This window comes from Pseudoalteromonas sp. QJM3NY_12 (genome assembly GCF_056173165.1).
On sequence record NZ_JBWBUF010000002.1, the window covers coordinates 481,292 to 502,709 of the forward strand.

Here is a 21,418-nt window from a genome sequence, read left to right on the forward strand (position 1 = left end):
TAACCTACTATGTTATTTTTTCAATATCGAACTCGGTAGTTTCAACACTGCCGACGAGCGAGCCATTCTCTGTTTTAGTTATGGGCGTCTTAACGTGTAAATATTGAATCTTTTTATTCTTTTTTCCAGCGTTGTAAATTGCCTCAGCTGCATCTAATTCAGACTCTTTCTCACTACCTGCCATATTTTTAGTAATGGCTTTTGCATACTTCGTTGTGCCTTGTTGATAATATTCATCACCAATTTTCATTTTACCTAATGGGCTACTGCCCCCCTTGGCTTCAACAATAATGACTTCACCATCAGCATTTTCATAAACCATATCAAAGTTACCCTTTACCGATGTAGAACTATCTAAGCTCGTTGGATGAATACGAGTATAACCAGGGTATTGTGTTTTAATCGCTGCATCAGCAGCCTTTTCGCCAATTTTGGCTGATTCATTGTTAATCTTTGGTATTTGGTCGTTATAACGTTGTGTTTCTTCTGGTGAAGCTTTTGCCTTGTGTTTATCTCGTTCGACCATTTCCTCATCACGAGTATCTACATTCTCTTTCAACGTTACAGGAAGAGAATAAACAGTCCGTTTACTGCCTGCCTTTTTAGTTGCTTTGTTAAGTTTTAACTCATTCTCAGTCAACGTTCCTGTTTCACGAGACCATTCTTCATTTACCACTTTGCCATCAATAACATGCCCACCAACAAACTGTTCAATGCTCATCGTAGTTTCAATCACTTTATCGCCTACTTCTCGTGTTAAAGTAATTTTACCGTTATCAACATCCATAGATTCGATACTGTATTCATGCTCAAGTCTGTTTTCACCATTAGGTCTTGTTACTTTAATATTACCCGTTCTGGCATCTGCTGGAGAACTGTCTTCAGCAATTTTTAATATTTTGGCTTTTGTTGCTGGATCAACGATGTCGCCTATCATCTTAGAAAGCTTTTTCACACCCTCTTTACACAACAACCCAAACGGATCCACCCAATTAACCGGATTCGGCGCATATTGGTAATGGTTTATCCCACCCACTAAGCCAATCGGATCTTGGTTTATAAAGCGTTGTTGTTTGGGGCTATAATAACGGTAGCGGTTGTAATGTAAGCCGCTTTCCTCATCTAGGTATTGCCCTTGGAAACGGATTGGCTGAGTAAAGCTGTTTTCTTTATTAAAGTCAGACTCGGCTTCTGGCTCTTCATAACCATACACATCGGCTTCGTTTTCCCATACCACTTCTGCTTTGTTGTTGGTTACAAAACGTGGGGTATTAAGTTGGTCTAGGTGGTAATAGTACACCTCACCTTTTTTAATTAACGCGACTGGGTGAAAGTGATTTGGTAGGTTGATATACCAGATATATTCACCGTGTTGGTATTCGCCAATTAACTGGTCGTTATCCCAAATGTAGTCAATTTTACCGTGCTCGGTGTGCTTGGCGATACGACGCCCGAGTGGGTCGTAGTCGTATTGAGTAAGCGTGCCGTTGTTATTAAAGCAACTTAGCTGATTAAACGCGTTGTATTCACGACGGGTTTTTATGCCTTTACCTGTTTCGCGTATTTGGTTACCAAATTCATCGTAATGAAAGTCGCTGTCGCCGAAATGGGTTAAACGGTCAGCTTCTGTGGCACTGCTTATCACCCCATTGCCTTCACTTAAGTCACTGGCTGCGGTTGCTACACTTGAATCACTGTACTCACTGTGAAGCACGTGATTTGTGCTTTCTGACTGATTACTTTCAACCTTATTGCTGGCATCGCTATCATCATTGTGCTGAGTAGTCTGCTGCTCGGCTAACTCGGTATTTTGAATTTTTGATTGGCTAACTGGGTTACCAAAACTATCCCACTGGTATTGGGTGGTTGTATCAGCTTCAGAACTGGCTAGATTTTGTTGAATTAACTGGCCTAGGCTGTTGTACTCAAAATTAATATTATGGCTACTAACGCCTTGCTCTTTACGCGTAATCAACTGGTTGATGCTGTCGTAGTTGTACGTACAGGTATCAAATAGTGCTTGCGCAGGATGAGTTAACTGCTGCTGTGTTAAGCGGTTAAATACATCAAACTGTTGAGTAAGGGTTATATCATTACCAAACTTTTGCGTTTGAATATTACCTTGACTGTCATAGCTAAGCGCTGCAAGTTCAACAGCTGTGCTATTGGCTTGCTGTAAGTGAATAGCACTTAGCTGACCAAATTTATTGTAGCTATATTTAAGCGTACTTGAATCTGGCAAGGTCAGTGATTGCCTTCTGCCGTAGTCGTCGTAACTGTATTTTAAGGTATGCGCTTGTTGCTGATTATGTACTTGCTCAGCACGCAGTAACCGCCCGCCTTTATCAAACTGCTGCTTTAAAGTTGATTGTGCATTATGCGCACGGGTAATTTTACCTTGCAGGTTATAGCTGTAGTAATTGGCGTTATTAACGATGTGAGTATCGGTTGCCAAACTTGCATGCTGCGCAGTTACGCGGCCTAATTTATCACGCTCTATTTTTACATGGCGTTTATCACTTTGTGTAACCGAGGTTAAGCGGTTGCAAGCATCGTATTTATATTGCTGTAGCGTACCGTCAAACCCAGTTACTTGAGTTGGGTTTTCGTTAGCGTCATAGCTTATGCGGTATACATGGCCGTCGCTGCGCTCAATAGCGGTTAGGTTGCGCTCTTTATCGTAAGTTAAATGCAGTGCACTGCCATCGGGCTGAATAACACAATGTGGCTGGCTTAGCCCTTCAAAGTGTTGCTCGGTGGTATCACCCTTACTGTTTTGCGAGCTAATTAACCGCCCTGCATCATCGTAACTAAAATGTTGATGCTGTTTGTTCTCGGGGTCTTTTTCGTCAAAGGCAATAGTTTGCGCAAGCTGACCGTGCTCATTGTATTTATATTGAGTCAGCAAACCTGCGTTATTAATGGTGGCATTTACACGGCCTAAACTGTCGTAGCTATAACGAATAAGCTCATCGTTATGGTGTTTGGCTAAAAGCTCGCCTTGCTCGTTCCATACAAATTTAGTGACTTGACCATCTTTATTTATGTGTTGGGTTAGCTGGCCAAATTTGTCATAGCTGTAAAGTACGGTGCGACCGTCGCCAAAGGTTTCACTTTGCAGCAAACCCGCCACGCTGTATTTACGTGTTACTGTTTGGCCGTCAGGCAAAGTGGTTAATACACGCTGACCCAATTGGTTGTAAGCAAATTTTGTGACACTGCCATCTGGCTGGGTTATTGATTCTAACTGACCATAAGGGGTATAGCTGTATTTTATTTCACTACTATCTGGCTTTATTTCCGTTATTTTTTGGCCTTGTGCGTTATAGCCGTATTGCCACACATTACCATTTGGATCGGTGTGCTTAACTAACTTACCTTGCGCGTTATGTACAAAGTGCTCTTTATGACCACGCGAATCTATACAGGTTGTTTCACCAGCGTTTAAATTATATTCAAACTGATACGTATAGGTGTTGTTATCGCCCCACTGTTTTATACACTTAGCACTTGATGAGTAACTGTCCCATTCAAAATGATGGCTAAAACCACTGGCACGGGTACGCTTTGTTAATAAATTAGCGGCGTTATAGCCATAATGCTCTGTTTCACCTTGTTGATTGGTCGCGCGAACGAGGTTTTTGTTTTCATCATAATCATATTGCGCAAGTAACGGCGTTAGTAATACTGGCTTGTTGTTATCACCTGTACGATAAGCCGAAATGTTTGCCAGCAACCCTTGCGGGTTATATTTTAAAAAACAGCCACGCGCTTTATTTACCTCAACGCGATGCAAGCGCTCTTTAGCATCGTAATAAAAACCAATACTTTGGCCTTTTTCATTAATAACTTTTTCGAGCAACCATGAGTTCTCGCCGGCTTTAAACGTAAGATGCTGATCATCTGGGGTTACCAATACTTGCTTACCATTAGTTTGGTAATGCAACGCCAAATTACTACTTAACTGATAGCTCGATTGCCCCGGTTTTACTTTTTCAAAGCGGTGTTTAGCGCCATGCTCATCTTGGTATTCTAACCAGTAGGTGCCCTTTTGTTTTGGGCCTACTTTAGGTGGCGGTAAATAGTGCTCAGTTAACTGCACCATAAAATCATGTCGCCAACCATTACCCATCACACTGCATACATCCGCATGCGATGAGCGGTATAGGCGTCGCCAAATTAATTGTTTGCTGCCTGCTAGGGTGAAATCAATAAGTGGCAAGATTTCTTCACCCGAAAGCATAGAAACCGGATCAGAGCGGCACTCTTGTTTGGTGATAGGTTCTTCACTTGGGGTATTATTACTTGCACCGCCACTGTTTTTAGCCGGCGCTTGAGAGGCACTTTTACCTGAGGCTGTTGAACTGCTCTTACTATTTGCCTTTTTACCTGCTGCGCCGCTATTGGTGTTATCGCTTACCTGAATAGCCGATTTAACTTTTTGATGATAGCAACTAATAGTACCTGCAACCAAAGCTTGGGTTAATACACTCGCGGTTTCACGGGCTGACGCACCGCGCGAACAGTTTATTCCTGCAAGGTTAAGCAAGTTAATAACGTCTAAACGTTTAGCTGCGTCGCTAGTAAGCGCACTGCCTACTTGCGCAATTTGATTTTTGGCACTTTCCGGCGTGTTAGCTGCTACAGCAACAAAGCCCGACGGCGCAGAACCTTTACCTGCGACGAGGCAAATTGGGTAACTTATTCCCTGTAAAACAACGGTATTACTTTGCATTAGCTGTGTACTTCCTCACTTATCCATAAGTATGATGCTGCACCTTGATGCTTAGCTTGCTCCTGTGAAAGCATTAATGCATGACTAAAATGCTCAACAATTGCAGGGCTTGTGGTTAATTGGTACAAATTAACCAACCCTTCTAGTGCGCCTATTTTCCCTAATTTATAATTGGGTAGTTCGTAATATGTGTGCTCATCAATTAAGCTAGTAAGTAGCTGTAAATTGTTTAGCCAACTATCATCATCTACCCCATTTCCTGGTGCAAAAATTAAATCAATCTTATTCTCTGTTTGTTCAGCTAATCGCGTAAGCATACCTGCTAGCTGATTATGTTTGCTAAAATCAATTGATGCTGCAATTTCATGGCTTACCTGCGACCACCCATAAGGCACCATTTCAACTAGAGCCAACGCGCCACCTACACCTTGATAAACAAACTGCTGCTGTTTATTTGCTTTAAAGGTTGCATCTAAAGCAATTACATTAAATTTTTGCCATTTTTTTTCACCAGCCAAAGCTATAGCAGAGTGCGCGGCTGTTGCACCATGAAAAATAAGGTCATTGCTATGAGCGGGGTATAACTGTTGTAAGCTCTGAGTTAATAACTGTTTTAGCTCATCTTTAAATGATAACGCTGGAAGTAACCAAATCATCGGCAATGTGCTGTCTGTGACTTCTGCCATTAATTCTTTAGATTTAATTATGCAATCGTAAACACAGGCATCCCAAGACTGCCATTGCAGTTCATTAAAAACAGCACTGTTATCGTCAAATAATAATGCATCTACGCTGCTAATATTTGGGGCAGAAAAGCATACCATCTCTATTGAAAATGCACTCATGATACCACCTCGTCCTGAGCTTTATTGGCAGCGAGGTGTTGATAATAGCGATATAAGTTAAACACCCCTTGGCTATAGCTATCCATGGCTGATAAATAAATGGCATTAGGCACTTCATCAAGAGGGTGTCCTGCAATCAATCGTAAACTCGACATGGCGCTTTCATATTTAGGCCAGTTATGTTTTAACTGCTGCTGAAAATTTATTAACGCGCTTTCATCGCCTTGCCAAGCAAGTCGTTGAATATCGTACTCAACTAGCTGATCGAGTTTATCACCTAACATGCGCCTTATTAGCGCAATAATTAACGCGGGTTGCTCTACCTGTTGTAATAAAGAATTAGCTAAAACAATCAGTTTTACAAAACCGCTTTGTAATAAAATATGTAGTGTTTGATCAACCGATAAGGTATTACTGGCATGATTGCTTAAGCTGTTTACTTGCTCAAAATTTAATGACAACAAAAATAACGACATTAAGGGTGATAGATGGGCTTGCTCACTTAATGCATCAAAAATAGCCGTTAATATCTGTCTATCGTGGTGCTGCGCAAGGCTGGTAATTTGATTTATAGTGACCAGGGTTTGCGGGGGGATTTCATCATCAGCACTGTAAGCAAAAAACAAGGTGTTTAAATTTAATAGCCGAATTAAGTTAAAGCTATGCTGTTGAATAACCACTTTCTTTATAGTGACTTTAAAAAAAGCACTGAGTGCTGGCTGATTAAGCAATTCATTTATAAATATAATATTTTTATTTTGTGGCAAGTTAGCCATGACTTCAATGCATGCTTGGGCAACTAATTCATCGTTTTTGGTATTAGTTATTATTTCGACTAGTTGTTCAGTGGTGGGTAATTCAAAATTATTTTTTTGATTTTTGTTTTTTGCGTTTACCCAACAGTTTTCTAATAGGGTTTTTCTTAAATAGCGAACATGACCTACACACGTAAACGGGCACAATTGAGCGTTACTAATTTGTAGTAATTGTGCTTGATGATCACTTAAATAGGTCGCTAGCAAAGTTAACCACCAATTAAAACGGTTGGGTTGCCCACAACGATTTTTCCGCCGTGGCCACTATCGTCGCCCATTCTGGCGGCGGGTTTGCCATTAATTTTAACGCTCCCCGAACCTGTTTTTACGCTATCTGGCGGGCCAATACACACTATCATGTCGCCTTTACGCGCCGCGGGCATGCCACCTATTAACACATTGCCAGAGCCGGCAACTATAGGTCCACCCACATGTGGCACTTTAGCGGTCACTTTAGGGCATACATGCATATGACCAATTGTAGCAGCGGGTTTACCCATTTTGACTCCTTGTCGTATCTTTGCTTGTTTATGAAAGACTATTCATACAGTGGAATAATTAGTAGCTTGTTAGTCGTTACTAATAGCGAAATTTCTTCAATTAGCTCATCTTTACTGTGATCTGCAAGTGCCACTGTGCTTTGAGTTGCATATTGATATAAATTTGAAATTACATTTTCACTATTAAGTGAATCACTTAAATGAATAAAAAACTGCTGTGCATAATAGCCATTCATAGCTATTAAATGACTTAAAGCAGGACTTAATAATGGATCATCTGGCCTATTTATTGGTAAACACACTAAATGCGGTAAACCATAACGGCAGTAAACAACGTGCCCGTTATTTGCAATGCCGTTTCTAAATCCTGATTGAAAGTTATTGACTATTTCCATCATTAATTTAACTTAATTACACCAGCAGATAAGGTAATGGCACTGCCATCTACTTTTACATTACTGCCTTTAATATCAATGTTTGTTCCTTCTATAGTGATATTGCCACTACTGCTCATTTTAATTTGCGCCGAGCCTGTTTTAATCACTATTTCGTCACCCGCTTCAATATTAAGTGTTTTACCTACTTTTAAGGTGTCGTTTTCACCCATTTCGGCAATACGGTTTTTTGTAACGTTAAGATTGTCGTTATTAAGAATTTCAACATTACGATCGTTATCTATTTTTTCGTTTTGATCGTTTTTAACGTAAAGCTGTTTATCTTTTTCGGCTTGCATATACACAAGCTCGCTGCCTTTTTTATCCTCAAAGCGCAGCTCATTGAAATTATCTGCTCCACCTTCTTTAGTTGAGCGAGTTTTAATACCGCTTTGCGTTTTTTCGCCCGGTAAAGCGTACGGAGGCATTAAGTCTGCGTTATAAACAGCACCACTTATAATAGGTTGATCTGGGTCGCCATTAATAAAATCAACCAGAACTTCTTGTCCTACGCGAGGGAAGAAAAATGCGCCCCACTTTTTGCCGGCCCAGTTTTGTGCAACTCGGATCCAACATGAACTTTTAGAATCTTTTTTACCTTCACGATCCCAATCAAATTGCACCTTTACGCGGCCATATTGGTCAATCATAATTTCATCGGCGCTATCACCCGTTACTATGGCTGTTTGTACACCATTGATAACCGGTTTCTTTTTGCTCACTTGCGCTCTGTATGGAATGTCTTTTGGCACACATTCAAAGTGGTTAGAATACACTTCTTCACTTGATGCTTGTGCAGCGCCTGATTGGTTTGGTACTACAATCGATGTCATCATCGAGGTAATAGCAAAGGTTTTACCTTCAAGGCGTGGGTCTTCATGTTTTTTGAAACTAAACAGTTTACCAACAGAAAATGAGCGGCAGTCACTGCGCCCGCTTGAGAGCTTCATGTCTCTTTGTAGTGACTCTAATTGTACAGATGCCAAATTAGCCGCGCGAGGATGACACTCTGCTTCTGCTGTATATTCAAAAATTTCTGATACCGATTGCGTGGGTAACTCGGCATTTGCTTGCTCTGCATCAGGGTAACGCGACGGCTGTTTAAAATCGTAGCCTAAACGCTTAAAGCTGCCTGGCGCTAAGCTTAATCCGCCCTGCCAACGCGAAACATGAGATTCGCTTAAATGGCCAGTTGAATGAACAACTTTAGCCTCACCACATGTTTCATAGGCAGTGATATCATCTGCCAAAACTAATGTATGGTTGCTCTTTGTATGCTCAAAGAAGTAAAAAATACCTTCGCTTTGTAATAAGCGTTGGATAAAGTCAAAATCTGACTCTTGATATTGCACACAGTATTCGTATTTGGGGTAGGTTTTACTGGTTTTGTCTGAAAAAGCCACATTGTGTTGGCCAAACAAATCAGCAAATATATCTTTTATTGTTTTCTTTTGGAAAATGCGGCTGTTCTTGCGATTACGCATAGAAGCGGCAAAAGGCACAATGGTAGCTTGATAATCAATGTAATTTTTTTGTTCATCAACGTCCGCAGTACGACTGCCGTTAGAAACAAGCTGACTCACAATACCGTGATAATAACGCTCTCCCCCACCTTCGGCATTTTTTACCTTTATCGATACCGGCTTGCCAACCAGATCTTCATGTGCAATTTGTTGGCCTATGGTGTACATATTGACCGACATAACAAATAAATCTGACATGGCTTCTTGTGCAACGAAGCGCGTTAAATAAAGGGCGTCTTTACCAACAGGGGTACTAATTTGAATTACGTTTTTATCTTGTGTTGCTTTTTGCATTCCTTGCTTTTCCCATCCTGAAGATCAAAAAAAGCTCTGAGCATAAGCCCAGAGCTACAATCGGGTAACAAATATTACATTTGTTGACCTTTAACACCGCTGTAACCATATACTAGTGGTGCAGTGATGTTGTTTTGATCGTCAGTAGGTGTAACAGTCATCATCATTTCAGTGTAGCTGATAGTGATTGTTTCAATTGGACGGTCGTTTTGAACAGATACTGAATAGCTAGAGATCATGGCATCTGTAAGTTCGATTTTCATGATTTCTTCAACTTTATCACCTTGTTTAGTGATATGGAAAATAGCAGGTAGACCTTTACCAATAGTTGCTTCTTTGAAAAGATCCGGAGATGCTTTATCTTGAAGTTTAGTAATAGTCACATCGCCTAGACGAGTAGAGCTAGATTCACGGTCCATCGCTGTACCAGTCGCTGCACTAATCTCACGGCTAACGTTCCAATCTAAAGATAAAACTGTAATTAAATCTTTGAAAGACTCGGCAGTAGTTTCGCCTTTGATTGAACCGTATTTTAAATATGTATTTGCTTGCATTTGATAATGCTCCTTTTTATTAAACAATATTATCCATTATGTGGATTCGTTTACTTTGGTTACCCAAAATTCCTTGAAATCATTATCTCTAAAACAGCAATGAAAAGGTCTTCAGAATTCCTTTCCCTAGATGAAGACAATGTCTCAAAAATTCCATGTTTCTATATAAGACACATGAATTATAATGCTCTAAAACTAAAGAAACAACCATAAAAACAGGTTATTTTAAATTAACTTTAGTTAGCTCAATATCAAACTCATTATCCTTAATTAACAATGAGATAGATGTCACTTTTTCACCATCAACCATGCTCGAAAGCAAAATTTCAGACAATAGTGGTAGTACTTTATTCTGTAATATGGTGTGAATATTTCTTGCACCCGAACCAGCATTTTGACAATTAGCAATAATGTGCTCAATTACGTCATCGTTATACGTTAATTGCGCATCATAATGCTTTTTAACACGCTTAGTTATTTTGCTAATTTGCAGCGCTGCAATTTGGGTCAGAATTTCATCACTTAACGGAATGTAAGGAATAACATTAATGCGCCCTAAAAATGCGGGTTTAAATGCGCCTAATAAATCATCTTGTAATGCTTTTAATAAACCTTTAATACTCGGCTTACTTTCTTCATCTTCAAATAAGCTCATTGTGGTATCAGTACCCACATTTGAGGTCATAATAATGATGGTGTTTTTAAAGTCGATATCGCGACCTTCGCCGTCCTTAATCGTACCTTTATCGAATACTTGATAGAAAATATCTTGCACGCCTGGATGGGCTTTTTCCATCTCATCAAGTAGCACTACACTGTATGGTTTTCTTCTTACTGCTTCGGTTAAAATACCGCCTTCGCCATAACCAACATAACCTGGAGGTGAGCCAAGTAGTAATGACACTTTATGCTCTTCTTTAAACTCAGACATGTTAATAACTGTTACGTTATCTTCACTGCCATACACTTCTTGTGCTAGTGAAAGTGCGGTCTCTGTTTTACCAACACCGCTTGGTCCTGCCAGCATAAATATACCATTAGGGCGACTTTCGTCTGCTAGCTGCGCACGGGAGGTTTGTACCACTTTAGCCATAAGTTCAAGTGCATGATCTTGGCCAACTACGCGCTGTTTCATTTGCTCAGCTAAATTTAAAATGCCATGAATTTCATCTTCATGCATTTTACCAACAGGAATACCAGTCCAATCAGAAATAACCTGTGCAATCAACTCTTCATCAACTTGCCAATGCACCATATTATGTTCGTACGAGGCTAGCTTAAGCTTGCTTTCTTTTAGCTGCTCAAGTACTTCAGCTGAAGAGTCTGCATCGTTGGTGTTAATCGATTCTAGCGCTTGGTTTAACTCGGCAACTATATCCTTCTCAACTTTGAACTGCTCATTTAATGGTTCAAGTTGCTGTTCAATCTCAACTAGTTCAGATTTAAGTGCTGATAATTGTTCACTATGATCTAAACCAGTTTTTTGCTCACGATTTAACATTAAAACTTGCACTTCAATTTCACTAAGCCTGTTTATTAACTGCTCAATAGCATTAGGTGTCGATGCTTGGCTCATAGCAACACGAGCACATGCCGTATCTAACAATGCAACGGCTTTATCGGGAAGTTGTCTGGCAGTAATGTACCTGTGCGATAGATGCACTGCACTTTCAAGTGCTTGCTCTGAAATAAACACTTTATGATGTTTTTCCATCACAGGAACTAAACCACGCAACATAGCAACCGCTTTTTCTGGTGTTGGCTCTTCAACTTTAACCACTTGGAAGCGACGTGTTAGTGCAGCATCTTTTTCAAAAAACTTTTTATATTCAGCCCACGTTGTTGCTGCAATAGTACGTAACTCCCCTCTCGCTAGAGCAGGCTTAAGTAAGTTGGCAGCATCATTTTGACCCGCTTGTCCGCCACTACCAATCATAGTGTGAGCTTCATCTATGAAAAGAATCACAGGATCAACAGCGTTTTTCACTTCATTAATTAGTGACTTCAAACGATTTTCAAATTCACCTTTCATACCCGCACCTGCTTGCAGCAAAGCCAAATCTAGGCTGTGCAACTTAACGTTTTGTAAAACTGCAGGTACGTCTTTTTGAGCAATCCTTAGGGCAAGTCCTTCAACCACAGCGGTTTTACCTACACCCGCTTCACCGGTTAAGATTGGATTGTTTTGACGACGTCTGGTTAAAATATCTACCATCTGACGTATTTCGAAATCACGACCTAAAATTGGGTCTATTTTTCCCGCTTTTGCTTGAGCGGTTAAATCGACGGTAAATTGATCTAAGCTTGGTGTTTTAGATGAACCATTTGCAGGTGTTGTAGCACTTGCAGTGGTGGTATTACGTTCTTGCGATTGGGCAACAATTTCAGGCCATGCATGTAGTAGTTGTCCAGGTTCTATATTATTGAAAAGCTTGCTACAACGCGTTACTAAACTAGACAAGGTATCGTCTTTTGTAAGCGTATAAATAACGTAAGCACTGCGAATTTGCTCATCAGTAAATTCTATACTGGTGCTTAACCATGATTGTCTAAGCAAAGTAGTAACATGTACCGACAGACTAGGCGACGAATCACTGCCCGTTTTAAATGACTCTAATGATTGATTTAAATCTTGCTTTACCTGATCAATATCAATATCGAAAGCACCGAATATGAGTCTAACATCGTCTAGTTGCTGCTCAATCATAGCTAACAGCCAATGCTCTAATTCAACCGTAAAATGGCTGCGGCTATTACAAATTGCGACCGCTGCTTCTAAGCTCTTTCTACAATCTGGGCTTAGTTTCTCAACTAATTTGTTTAATGTCATCGTTGACATACACTGTTCCTTTTAATTTTAATTATCCTTTAAACGATAACTTAGTAGGGTTAAACTTAGGGGTGTTTTTACTCGCCATTAAAAAGCTATTTGCGCCTAGTTGGCATTCACTTTTTGACAGCTGCACCGCATCAAGTTGTTGAAAATCTGACTCAATAACAAGTCGAAATGAAATAGCATTGCCGGCATAGTCTTTGACAATTTTTTTAGCTAATTCAAATAACTTGCCTTTAGGTAACAAGGATTTTGCTTTATCAAAATCGCGGGTACTGATATGGATCTCGATATTAGAAGAAATATCCCATATCTTTTTACCAATTACCGTATCAACACCTAAGCGGGCATGTTGTCCCTCATAAAGGCGTTCACTTGCTAGACATGTTTGCTCTTGTGGCTTCAAATCGTGCCACTTACCTATCATTTGTTTAATGACAACATCACAGCCAAGATATGAGCTCAGTACACTTTTTAAATCAAAAGCATTACGAATTTTTCGGCTATAAAGGCCTGAAAAGTGCAACTGATGTTCATCATAACCGCCGCTTAAAAGCCCTAATATTTGCGTGTATGGGTCTTTGTTTTTATCTTTATTTATATGATTTAAAGACGGTTTATATTTTTTCCACGCTCGATAATATAAAGACACCAAACGGTGATTAAACATGTCGTAAAAGTCGCGCATGGTTGTATCTTTATAGCGAAGACGTTGCATCACCAGTTCGCTATAAAATTGAGGCAAAGCGCCCGAACAACCCGTTAATCCCATAAAAGAGATCTGCATGTTGACTTTATGTAAGCCATCTTCAAAGCTTGCTTGTTCTAATTTTGTGATAGCGTTACCTGGGTAACCAAATTTTTGAGTTGCGGTAAACTTAATTAACTCTTGCTTTGGACTACTGTCATACCCTACATAGCGATACTCCAAGCCATGCTTTTTCAGCTGGTTTTCAATAATGAAAACTGCTTTATAAAAGTCAACTTGTGACGCTTGAGAAATAATATGTTGGATCATATTAACGGGCTTTCCCCAACTCGCGCAGGCCATTGGTAATACACTTGCTCTTGTTCTTTTAGCCTTAAACTAACGCGAGTAAAGCTATTAATTGCTGCAAATTGCGCAAAGAAATGATCGAGGATAGAAGCAAAGAAAAACATGCCACTACCTGAAAAGTCATCATTGGCGAAGGTAATTTCAATTTCACTTCCCGTTGCAAAGCTTACTCGCCCTTTTTGCACAACACGAGCCGTTGCGGGTTCTACAACCACACGGTAAATATTATCAATAAGGCCTTTTGTTTGCGGAGATGCTCTAAAGTCATAAAGGCGTAGCACTTCTTTAAGCTTATTACATGCATCATCTCCACTAAACGCGTCGAGCGTTAAATGATTAACTAATTGCCAACGAGTTGCATCGGCTAATATTGGTCTAACGGCATGAGTAAATGGAATTAAACACCTAATTTTTTTAATTACATCGCCGCGTTCTGGCATCAATAAGCCTAGCTCATCGTCTCCAAAAGGCATGCTTGCAGGGAGGTTTCGATTACTGCAATTAGCACGTACGGTTAGGACCGTGTTCCCTTCAGCATAATCCATAGCGCTATTTTCAAATCGTGCATCGACCAATGATAGAAACGATTCGGTGCCTGACTCAACATAACCCCCTGCCCATGAGGCAGTTTCTCTGCGGATATGCCAAAACAAATCATCATGGCCTTGGTATCGTGGATGGGTTTGTCCATAAAACGGACAAACTATTTGTTTATTTCCCTTATGGTCAAAGGCAATTACTTCTGAAATACCAATTACTTCTGAAATCTCAGAGTCCATATAACGCGGCGTTAACTGGTATTCGTATTCGCTCAGCTCAGGGCGAATAGGTTCTAATTCTTGTTCAAACATATTAATTATGGGCGTACACCCCATCAAGAACATGTCTTTGTCTACTTGCTTTTCAAGCTCTGAAGATTCAGCATCAAGATAAATATACACTGTGCATTTATTAGAATTTTTAGGCAACGATGAGTGAATATTTTCAAGTTCAAAAAAACGAAACTTTTCAGGAAAGGTAAAATTTTCGACGAGTAAGCGATAGCCGGCACTTGATCGCTGCGAATACGGTACAACCGCTTCATTTGCATCAAAGCCAACCGCTTTAAGTTGAGTTTTAGAAAGGTACTTTATTCCCTCATCACCATTATCAAAAGCAATGCCAATAGCGTGCTTAAACAATAATTCATACACTTTAAGCGTATGATGCCATTGGCCATTTATAAATAATCGTAATTTTTCCAGCCCAGTTTCAGCCAGTGATACACCCGGGTATTCACCGGTTAGCTCAAGTTTGAAAATTGACTTTGCTTTCTCATGCCAACGTGGTTTTGGTGCCACAAAAGGACTGTTATCAAATTGCGCACTGGTAATTTCAACAGGCCATAAGTAAGTTTCATAACAGGTTTGAAACTTACATTGCTTCATTGACTCAACATTGGTTTCAACTTCACTCGCTCTTGGAATGACTACTCCCGTGGTTGAGAGGTTTTCAGCCTCTAATTTAACCACCGACATTGAAGGAATAGGCGCTTGATAGTCAGGTAACATTTGCCCTAATAAAGCATCAGTAAGCTCAGGAAAGCTATCATCTAACTTTTGCCTAATATTAGCCGTTAAAAATGCGAACGATTCAATTAATCTAGATACATGAGGGTCTTCAATATGATCATCGCTTAGCTTTAATCGCCCTGCAACTTTAGGGTATTTTTCAGAGAAGTCTTTACCCATATGACGAACAAACGCCAATTCACGATTGTAATATTTTAATAACTCATCGTTCATAAAGAAGCCTCTATAATCTTCATCCCTAAGTTCACAGGCTCAACTTCAGAGTCAAAGCTAATAAACTCAGGCTCTGGATCTGCATATAGTAAAGCGTTTATTCGCAAGTTTAATACTCTATTTACGGGTACTTCATCGTCAGTAAATACCTCAACTTCAATGAACCGAGGCTCAAATTTCAAAATTGTATTTCTAACGGTTTCACATAGCAGTGCCCGCCCTTCGTGAGAGCTCACCGACATACTCGAAAAGTCAGGTAAACCATACGATAAGCAGGATGTTGCTAACTCTGCATATTGTGCTGGCCACGTGTGCCATTGAATTCGCGCATTTAGCAGCGCTTCTATGTCTCTGCGCACATTTTTTCTCAGCTCACTAATGCTGATCCCCTCAGTACGAGATGGGGCATCCTGAAAGTCTGGCTCATCGTCAATGAGCCTATCTAAAATGGATGCTTGAAGCTGCTGCTTATGCTCTATCATAATTATTTACTATGCTTACTCAGCTGTTTCTAGGACGTTTATTTTAAGGTTTGGAACAGTGATGGCTTCATCGTTGACAAACAACATTTTCATTCCTTTACCTATAATAAATTCGTCTTGAAGTTCTTCCCAATCAGATACCTGGCCTAGCTTTTCTAGATCTGTATTTGAGTTTGCGTAAACTAGTGGCAAGTGAGCGGTACCCGATGGACCGTCTTTAATAGTAATTTCAACGCGTAACCAAATACCCTCTAATAATGACGTTACAGGTTCTACTTTTAATGTTTCAATTTCATTAAAGTTAGCCAGGTAAAACTCGCCATTCGTGCCTAGCACTTCTAAATAAGGACTTAAGCTATCATCTAAATCTCGAATTGCTGATTGCTCGTCTTCAACACTCTCCAAGCGAAGCGCTTCCATTTGTTGTGCAAGACTGGCTGCTTCAGATGTTTCACCTTCAAGCAAAGCAACATGCATTTTTAAAAACAAGGTATCTAGCTCATTGGCTTCATGAAAAAGTTTAGGAATCCCCTTACCTTGATAAAAATCTACGCGCGATTGCTGGGCACGAATTAAATGTCTAAGGTTAACTGCACCTACAGCAAACTCTGGGTTCTTTTGCACCATAAAGTCGAGTTGTTTGTCTGCTTTTTCAAGCTCGCCATTAATGCAAAGTAATTCAGAATAAATACTTCTAATGTCAAAATTTAAAGGCTCATCTTGCAACTCGGTAGCGCAGCATAATAAAGCATCAGCAAGTTTTCCCTCGCGAATTAAACTGTGTATTTTTTTCATGATTATTCCTTTATTTTATGATGAGGACTGAGCTCTGTTATTAACTTAATACTCGAGACCATTTGGTCTAACTGAAAGTGGGGCTGTAACTGCAAAACCGAAAAGTAATGCCCCGGGTTTGCTTTATTTTCACTTACTTTTATTTTTGCATTACTCAGTGGATATTTGCTTCTAATATGCTCAGACGCGGAATCTGATGCAGTAGTGTAGTTATTTATCCACGCTTGTAAGTCTCTTTCACAGGCCTGTGCTGTGCTGTAAGACCCGACACGATCGCGGGCTAATAATTTTAAATAGTGCGCAAAGCGCGATACACACAAAATGTATTGCAACATAGACGATAGGCGCGCATTGATATTGGCAGCACTTGAGTCGTAATTTTTTGTTTTTTGAACCGATGCATTACTGTAAAAAACAATATGCTCCGTATTTGTAACCGAAGAAGCTGGGATAAAACCGAGCTCAGAAAATTGCTTTTCAAACTTACTGGTTACTAATAAATCAAGTGGCGGCTTTGCCTCTTTTTGATAGGTATCGTTTGCAAAGCTATCACGAGCAAGCCCTGTTACTAATCCCTTAGAAACTTTACCTGGCTCTATACCACGAATGTGACCAAACCAACCGCTGTCGCAGTAAGCTCTAATTATTGTTGATACAAACTGATACGCTGCACTGCCCCATAACATATCTGTTTCTGGATTTTTTATTTGTTCTTTGAAGTAAAAATCTTGATGGCGTTTGCCATCATTAACATAAGGCGGCCTAACTAACACATGAGGCAACGTAAAACCCATAAAGCGCGCTTCTTCCATTTTTCTAAAACTTTGCCATTTTATATATTCAGGTTGTTCAAACTGATTAAATAAATCAGAGTAATAACCTAAATCAGAAAAGCTATCAGCACCAAATAAATTAGCCGAAGCCGAACATATAAAAGGAGAAAATGCAGCCGCTGCCGTTCTTGATACCTCTTTTATAGTATCAATATCATTGTAAATAGTGCCTGCTGAGCAACCATTACTGATTTCGTAATCACCAATTACAATACCAAAAGGCTCGCCTCCGGCACTGTCAAACTCGTTTTGATAAAGTAACTGAAAAAACATACTTTGATCAAAATCAATCGCTTTGTTCACGTCTTTTGAGAGCGTTGACCAATCACAATTGAGCAATTTAACTTTTACTTTTTTTTCTTTGTCTTGTTGCTCTGTTTGTAACAATAACCACCATAGATTACGCCAGCTAGCTTCTAAGCGTTGAAAGCTATCTGCATGAATTATGTGGTTGAGTTGCGATGAAATAAGTTGATCGAGTTCAATAATTACACGTTGTAAATAAGGACTCAAAGACTCCTTATTCCAAGAAAGGGGAGAATCAGAAGAGCCTTCAAGCCATAACAATAACGCTTTATCTAGGTTTTTTTCATTTAAAAACCTATCGAGCAAAGCGTCATTATCGCTAATTCGAGACTGTGACTTTTGTTGAAAAGTGAAGTCTTGATTTATAAATGAAAACTCTTCGTGATTCATTCTATTGCATCATCCTTAATGCGAGAGAGCGGTATTATTAACCGATCTCTGGGATTTTAGCTACAAGACGTAAAGAAGACGTTAGTTCTTCCATTTGTAACCAAGGTTTCAACCAAGCAACAGCGTTGTAGGCACCAGGTTGACCTGGGATCTCTTTTACAGATACTTTTGCATCTGCAAGAGGGTAACGTGCTCTGATGTCTTGACCACCGCCCTCTGTCGCATTTACATATGACAGGATCCAACGGTTTAACCATGATTCAACGTCTTCAGCTTCCATAAAGCTACCAATCTTGTCACGTGCCATTACTTTTAAGTAATGCGCAAAGCGAGAAGTTGCCATTAAGTATGGTAAACGAGCTGAAATAGCAGCGTTAGCCGTGGCATCAGGCGTTGAGTAAATTTTTGGTTTTTGACAGCTTTGACCGCCAAAGAAAACAGCATAATCAGTATTTTTATAGTGACATAGAGGTAAGAAGCCTAACTGACTTAACTCTGCCTCACGACGATCTGTAATGCCAATTTCTGTTGGACACTTAAGATCTGGATCACCATCATCACTAGTGAATATGTGAGTCGGTAAGCCTTCCACTTTACCGCCACCCTCTGCACCACGAATAGCAGTACAGAAACCGTATTGAGAAAACGCAGCGGTCATGTTAGTTGCCATAGCGTATGCTGCATTACTCCAACAGTAATCACCATTATCAGTGCTCACTGAACGACCGTCTTTAGGCTCAACTTCGAACTCTTCGTAGTTGAACTCTTCAACAGGTTTAGAAGCAGCACCATAAGGTAATCGCGAAAGGAAACGCGGCATAGTAAGTGATACAAAGCGTGAATCATCGCTGTCTCTAAATGAGCGCCATTTAGTGTATTCTAATGATTCAAATACTTTTTCTAAATCGCGTGGCTTAGTAAGCTCTTCCCAATTATCAAAACCGAATAAAGACGGTGAAGAGGCAGCAATAAATGGACAGAATCCAGCAGCAGCCACATTAGACATTAAGCTCAATGTTTCAACATCTTCAGGGTGATTAGTAAATTCAAAGTCACCTACGATAGTGCCATATGGTTCACCACCTGGGGTACCAAATTCAGACTCGTAAATTTTCTTGAAGGTTTGGCTTTGATCAAACTCAACGGCTTTACTTAAATCTTTATGAAGCTCTTTTTTCTTCATGTTTAAAACACGAATTTTTAATGTAGAACTTGTTTCAGAGTTCATCACTAAGTGATGCAAACCGCGCCATGAGCCTTCAAGCTTTTGAAACTCATCCGAGTGCATTACCACACTTAGCTGTTTTGAAATTTTTTGATCGATTAACTGAATAGCTTCATTAAACGTCACAGTCATGTTTTTATTCCATTGAACTGTGCCTTTTAACGCTTCTTCTGTTAATGTTTTTAGTAATTCTTCAGCACGGCTCGACTCTGTTTGTTTAGTCGCGCCAATTGCTTGCTCTAATAGTGAAGAACTTACTTCTGATACCGATTCTGATTCTGTTGCTAATTGTTCAGTGCTCATTTATCAGTCTCCTCTAAGTTAAGTTCTTTAGCCATCGAGTCTAAGCTTGCTGTATTACTTAATACTTCTTCGAGTACATTTTCAAGCTCTTCTGAGCGGTCAATCTTGGTCATCAAGTCACGCAGCTTGTTGCGCGTTTCCATCAATTTGCGTAAAGGCTCTACTTGATTTACAACCGCAGCAGGCTCGAAATCGTCAATCGACTTAAAGTTCAAGTTAACTTCAAACTGAGAACCATCATCCGTTAATGTATTGTCTACTTTTAAACGCAGAGAAGGACTCATACGTTTTAAAACATCATTAAAGTTATCACGATCAATTTGAATAAAACGTCTATCTTTTAGTGGTTTAAGTGCTTCTGTGTTATCACCAGAAAAATCACCCATTACACCTACTACAAAGGGTAATTCTTTTTTTACTGCCGCGCCCTCAGTTTCCACATCATAAGTGATATGTACTCTTGGTTTACGAACTCGTTTTAACTTATCATGGATACTCATTGAGAACTCCTTTTACTATGTTTCAGTTTCGCTGATCTTAATGCCAGACAACTTAAAGTATCCAGTCCTAGCATCACTATCTGTAATTAACTCATTTAATAACTCAGGTAGCGATAATTCGCTCCATCGAATAACTTGTTCTATCGTGTAAGACATTGGTGAATGAGGTTCAGTCTTTCTGAAAAATGTCGCAATTTCTTGAAGTTTTTTTATTGCGTTTTCTCTCGAATCAATCTCATCACTGACACGCTTTTTAGGTTGCGCTGAGTCTGCTTCTATCTCATCCTCAACCACTTCCTCTTCAAGCTCAGCATTTGCCTTATCTAATGCAATTTGTGCTGCTTCAAGTTTATCTGCTGCAACATGATTTACCGCAGCTAAGCTCACTTCTAATGCTTGTTTAATATTAGATGTAGGTTGTGGCTCACCCGTCACCTTATCCATAACCTCACTCAAAGCGGCAAATTTTTCTATCGCATCTTCAATATCATTTTTTAAAGATACAAAAAACTCGGTACTGGTTTCGGCTGCACTTTTTTCAAGCTGTTCAAAATCAACGGCACCTTGGGTTATCTTCTTTTCGCGTTTTTCATCACTTAAACGTGAAATGTCATAACCTTGCTGATATTCCCAAAAAGAAAAAGGATCCATACTGACACTGTCTGTCATGTATATACTTTTAATTGGAATAATTAACGTACCTTCACCAGCACTGCCATTTAAGCCAACTAATGCAGACACTTTGTCTGAAATTTCATCACCGTCATCAAGTGTTGGATAAAGTGACTCAAAATGATGTTCCAAAAGGTGCTTAGCAACACTAAAACCAAACGCAATGCCTTTAAAGCCATGAACGCGGCACAAGCCTTCAATTAGCCAAGCTAGGTATTCTATATCTTTACTTTCGGTTTTAATTGCCTCACTACATTGCTCAAGTAGCGGAATCCAATCTCGAGAAAGCGAAGCAATTCCTTCTTCATCGACTAGCGCATTTCTTTCAGCCGCACGAAGTTGGTTTCTTAAATCTTTTAAGGCGTAGTAAGTAGACGTTGGAGAGACATCTGAGCGCGGATCAATACCTGCAAACTCAGTATCTGAAATAGGGGAAATATACTCTTCAAATAAAAACATTCCATTGTCCTAAATATTATCCATATTCTCTAAAGCTTAGAGCGGAGATAATATTACATTCTTTAAATTAAATTACAAG

General features: G+C 39.7%; 16 protein-coding genes. All 16 read right to left on the reverse strand.

Features of this window, described 5'->3' with window-relative positions:
• Positions 1 to 7 precede the first annotated feature (7 nt).
• The 16 genes from AC0VZ5_RS17970 to tssA all read right to left on the reverse strand — a co-directional run bounded on the left by AC0VZ5_RS17970 (position 8) and on the right by tssA (position 21,339).
• Complete coding sequence (locus AC0VZ5_RS17970) at positions 8 to 4,735, reverse strand: RHS repeat-associated core domain-containing protein (RefSeq protein WP_475474801.1); 4,728 nt, start codon at positions 4,733 to 4,735, stop codon at positions 8 to 10.
• Entirely contained in the window at positions 4,735 to 5,580 is an 846-nt protein-coding gene (locus AC0VZ5_RS17975; RefSeq protein WP_475474802.1) for a hypothetical protein, read from the reverse strand. Before AC0VZ5_RS17975 ends, AC0VZ5_RS17970 begins: the two co-directional genes overlap by 1 nt.
• Complete coding sequence (locus tag AC0VZ5_RS17980) at positions 5,577 to 6,602, reverse strand: hypothetical protein (RefSeq protein ID WP_475474803.1); 1,026 nt, start codon at positions 6,600 to 6,602, stop codon at positions 5,577 to 5,579. The genes AC0VZ5_RS17975 and AC0VZ5_RS17980 overlap by 4 nt, the downstream gene beginning before the upstream one ends.
• Positions 6,603 to 6,604: 2 nt before the next feature.
• Entirely contained in the window at positions 6,605 to 6,895 is a 291-nt protein-coding gene (locus AC0VZ5_RS17985; RefSeq protein ID WP_010389361.1) for a PAAR domain-containing protein, read from the reverse strand.
• Positions 6,896 to 6,933: 38 nt separating this feature from the next.
• Positions 6,934 to 7,293, reverse strand: a complete 360-nt coding sequence (locus AC0VZ5_RS17990) for a hypothetical protein (protein ID WP_138764923.1) — start codon at positions 7,291 to 7,293, stop codon at positions 6,934 to 6,936.
• A complete protein-coding gene (tssI, locus tag AC0VZ5_RS17995) occupies positions 7,293 to 9,146 on the reverse strand; it encodes a type VI secretion system tip protein TssI/VgrG (protein ID WP_055011523.1) in 1,854 nt (617 codons plus the stop codon). The genes AC0VZ5_RS17990 and tssI overlap by 1 nt, the downstream gene beginning before the upstream one ends.
• A 74-nt stretch (positions 9,147 to 9,220) precedes the next feature.
• Positions 9,221 to 9,700 carry an Hcp family type VI secretion system effector gene (locus tag AC0VZ5_RS18000; RefSeq protein WP_138605861.1) on the reverse strand — a complete coding sequence of 160 codons (480 nt, stop codon included), beginning with the start codon at positions 9,698 to 9,700 and terminating at the stop codon, positions 9,221 to 9,223.
• Positions 9,701 to 9,920: 220 nt separating this feature from the next.
• Positions 9,921 to 12,539, reverse strand: coding sequence for a type VI secretion system ATPase TssH (gene tssH / locus AC0VZ5_RS18005; protein ID WP_475474804.1), 2,619 nt, complete (start codon positions 12,537 to 12,539; stop codon positions 9,921 to 9,923).
• A 22-nt stretch (positions 12,540 to 12,561) separates the two neighbouring features.
• Positions 12,562 to 13,551 carry a type VI secretion system baseplate subunit TssG gene (gene tssG, locus AC0VZ5_RS18010; protein WP_054201389.1) on the reverse strand — a complete coding sequence of 330 codons (990 nt, stop codon included), beginning with the start codon at positions 13,549 to 13,551 and terminating at the stop codon, positions 12,562 to 12,564.
• Entirely contained in the window at positions 13,548 to 15,374 is a 1,827-nt protein-coding gene (gene tssF, locus AC0VZ5_RS18015; RefSeq protein ID WP_054201390.1) for a type VI secretion system baseplate subunit TssF, read from the reverse strand. The genes tssG and tssF overlap by 4 nt, the downstream gene beginning before the upstream one ends.
• Positions 15,371 to 15,856 (reverse strand): type VI secretion system baseplate subunit TssE, encoded by a 486-nt coding sequence (tssE, locus tag AC0VZ5_RS18020; protein ID WP_010389371.1) that lies wholly within the window; start codon positions 15,854 to 15,856, stop codon positions 15,371 to 15,373. Before tssE ends, tssF begins: the two co-directional genes overlap by 4 nt.
• 15 nt (positions 15,857 to 15,871) lie before the next feature.
• A complete protein-coding gene (locus AC0VZ5_RS18025) occupies positions 15,872 to 16,651 on the reverse strand; it encodes a type VI secretion system accessory protein TagJ (protein ID WP_054201391.1) in 780 nt (259 codons plus the stop codon).
• Between the two features lie 2 nt (positions 16,652 to 16,653).
• Positions 16,654 to 18,180: a type VI secretion system contractile sheath large subunit gene (gene tssC / locus AC0VZ5_RS18030; RefSeq protein WP_131692235.1), complete on the reverse strand. Its 1,527-nt coding sequence runs from the start codon at positions 18,178 to 18,180 to the stop codon at positions 16,654 to 16,656.
• Between the two features lie 37 nt (positions 18,181 to 18,217).
• Positions 18,218 to 19,708, reverse strand: a complete 1,491-nt coding sequence (gene tssC, locus AC0VZ5_RS18035) for a type VI secretion system contractile sheath large subunit (RefSeq protein WP_010389377.1) — start codon at positions 19,706 to 19,708, stop codon at positions 18,218 to 18,220.
• Complete coding sequence (tssB, locus tag AC0VZ5_RS18040; protein WP_010389380.1) at positions 19,705 to 20,208, reverse strand: type VI secretion system contractile sheath small subunit; 504 nt, start codon at positions 20,206 to 20,208, stop codon at positions 19,705 to 19,707. Before tssB ends, tssC (AC0VZ5_RS18035) begins: the two co-directional genes overlap by 4 nt.
• Positions 20,209 to 20,223: 15 nt before the next feature.
• On the reverse strand, positions 20,224 to 21,339 hold the full coding sequence (tssA, locus tag AC0VZ5_RS18045; protein WP_475474805.1) for a type VI secretion system protein TssA: 1,116 nt from the start codon (positions 21,337 to 21,339) through the stop codon (positions 20,224 to 20,226).
• Positions 21,340 to 21,418: the final 79 nt, after the last annotated feature.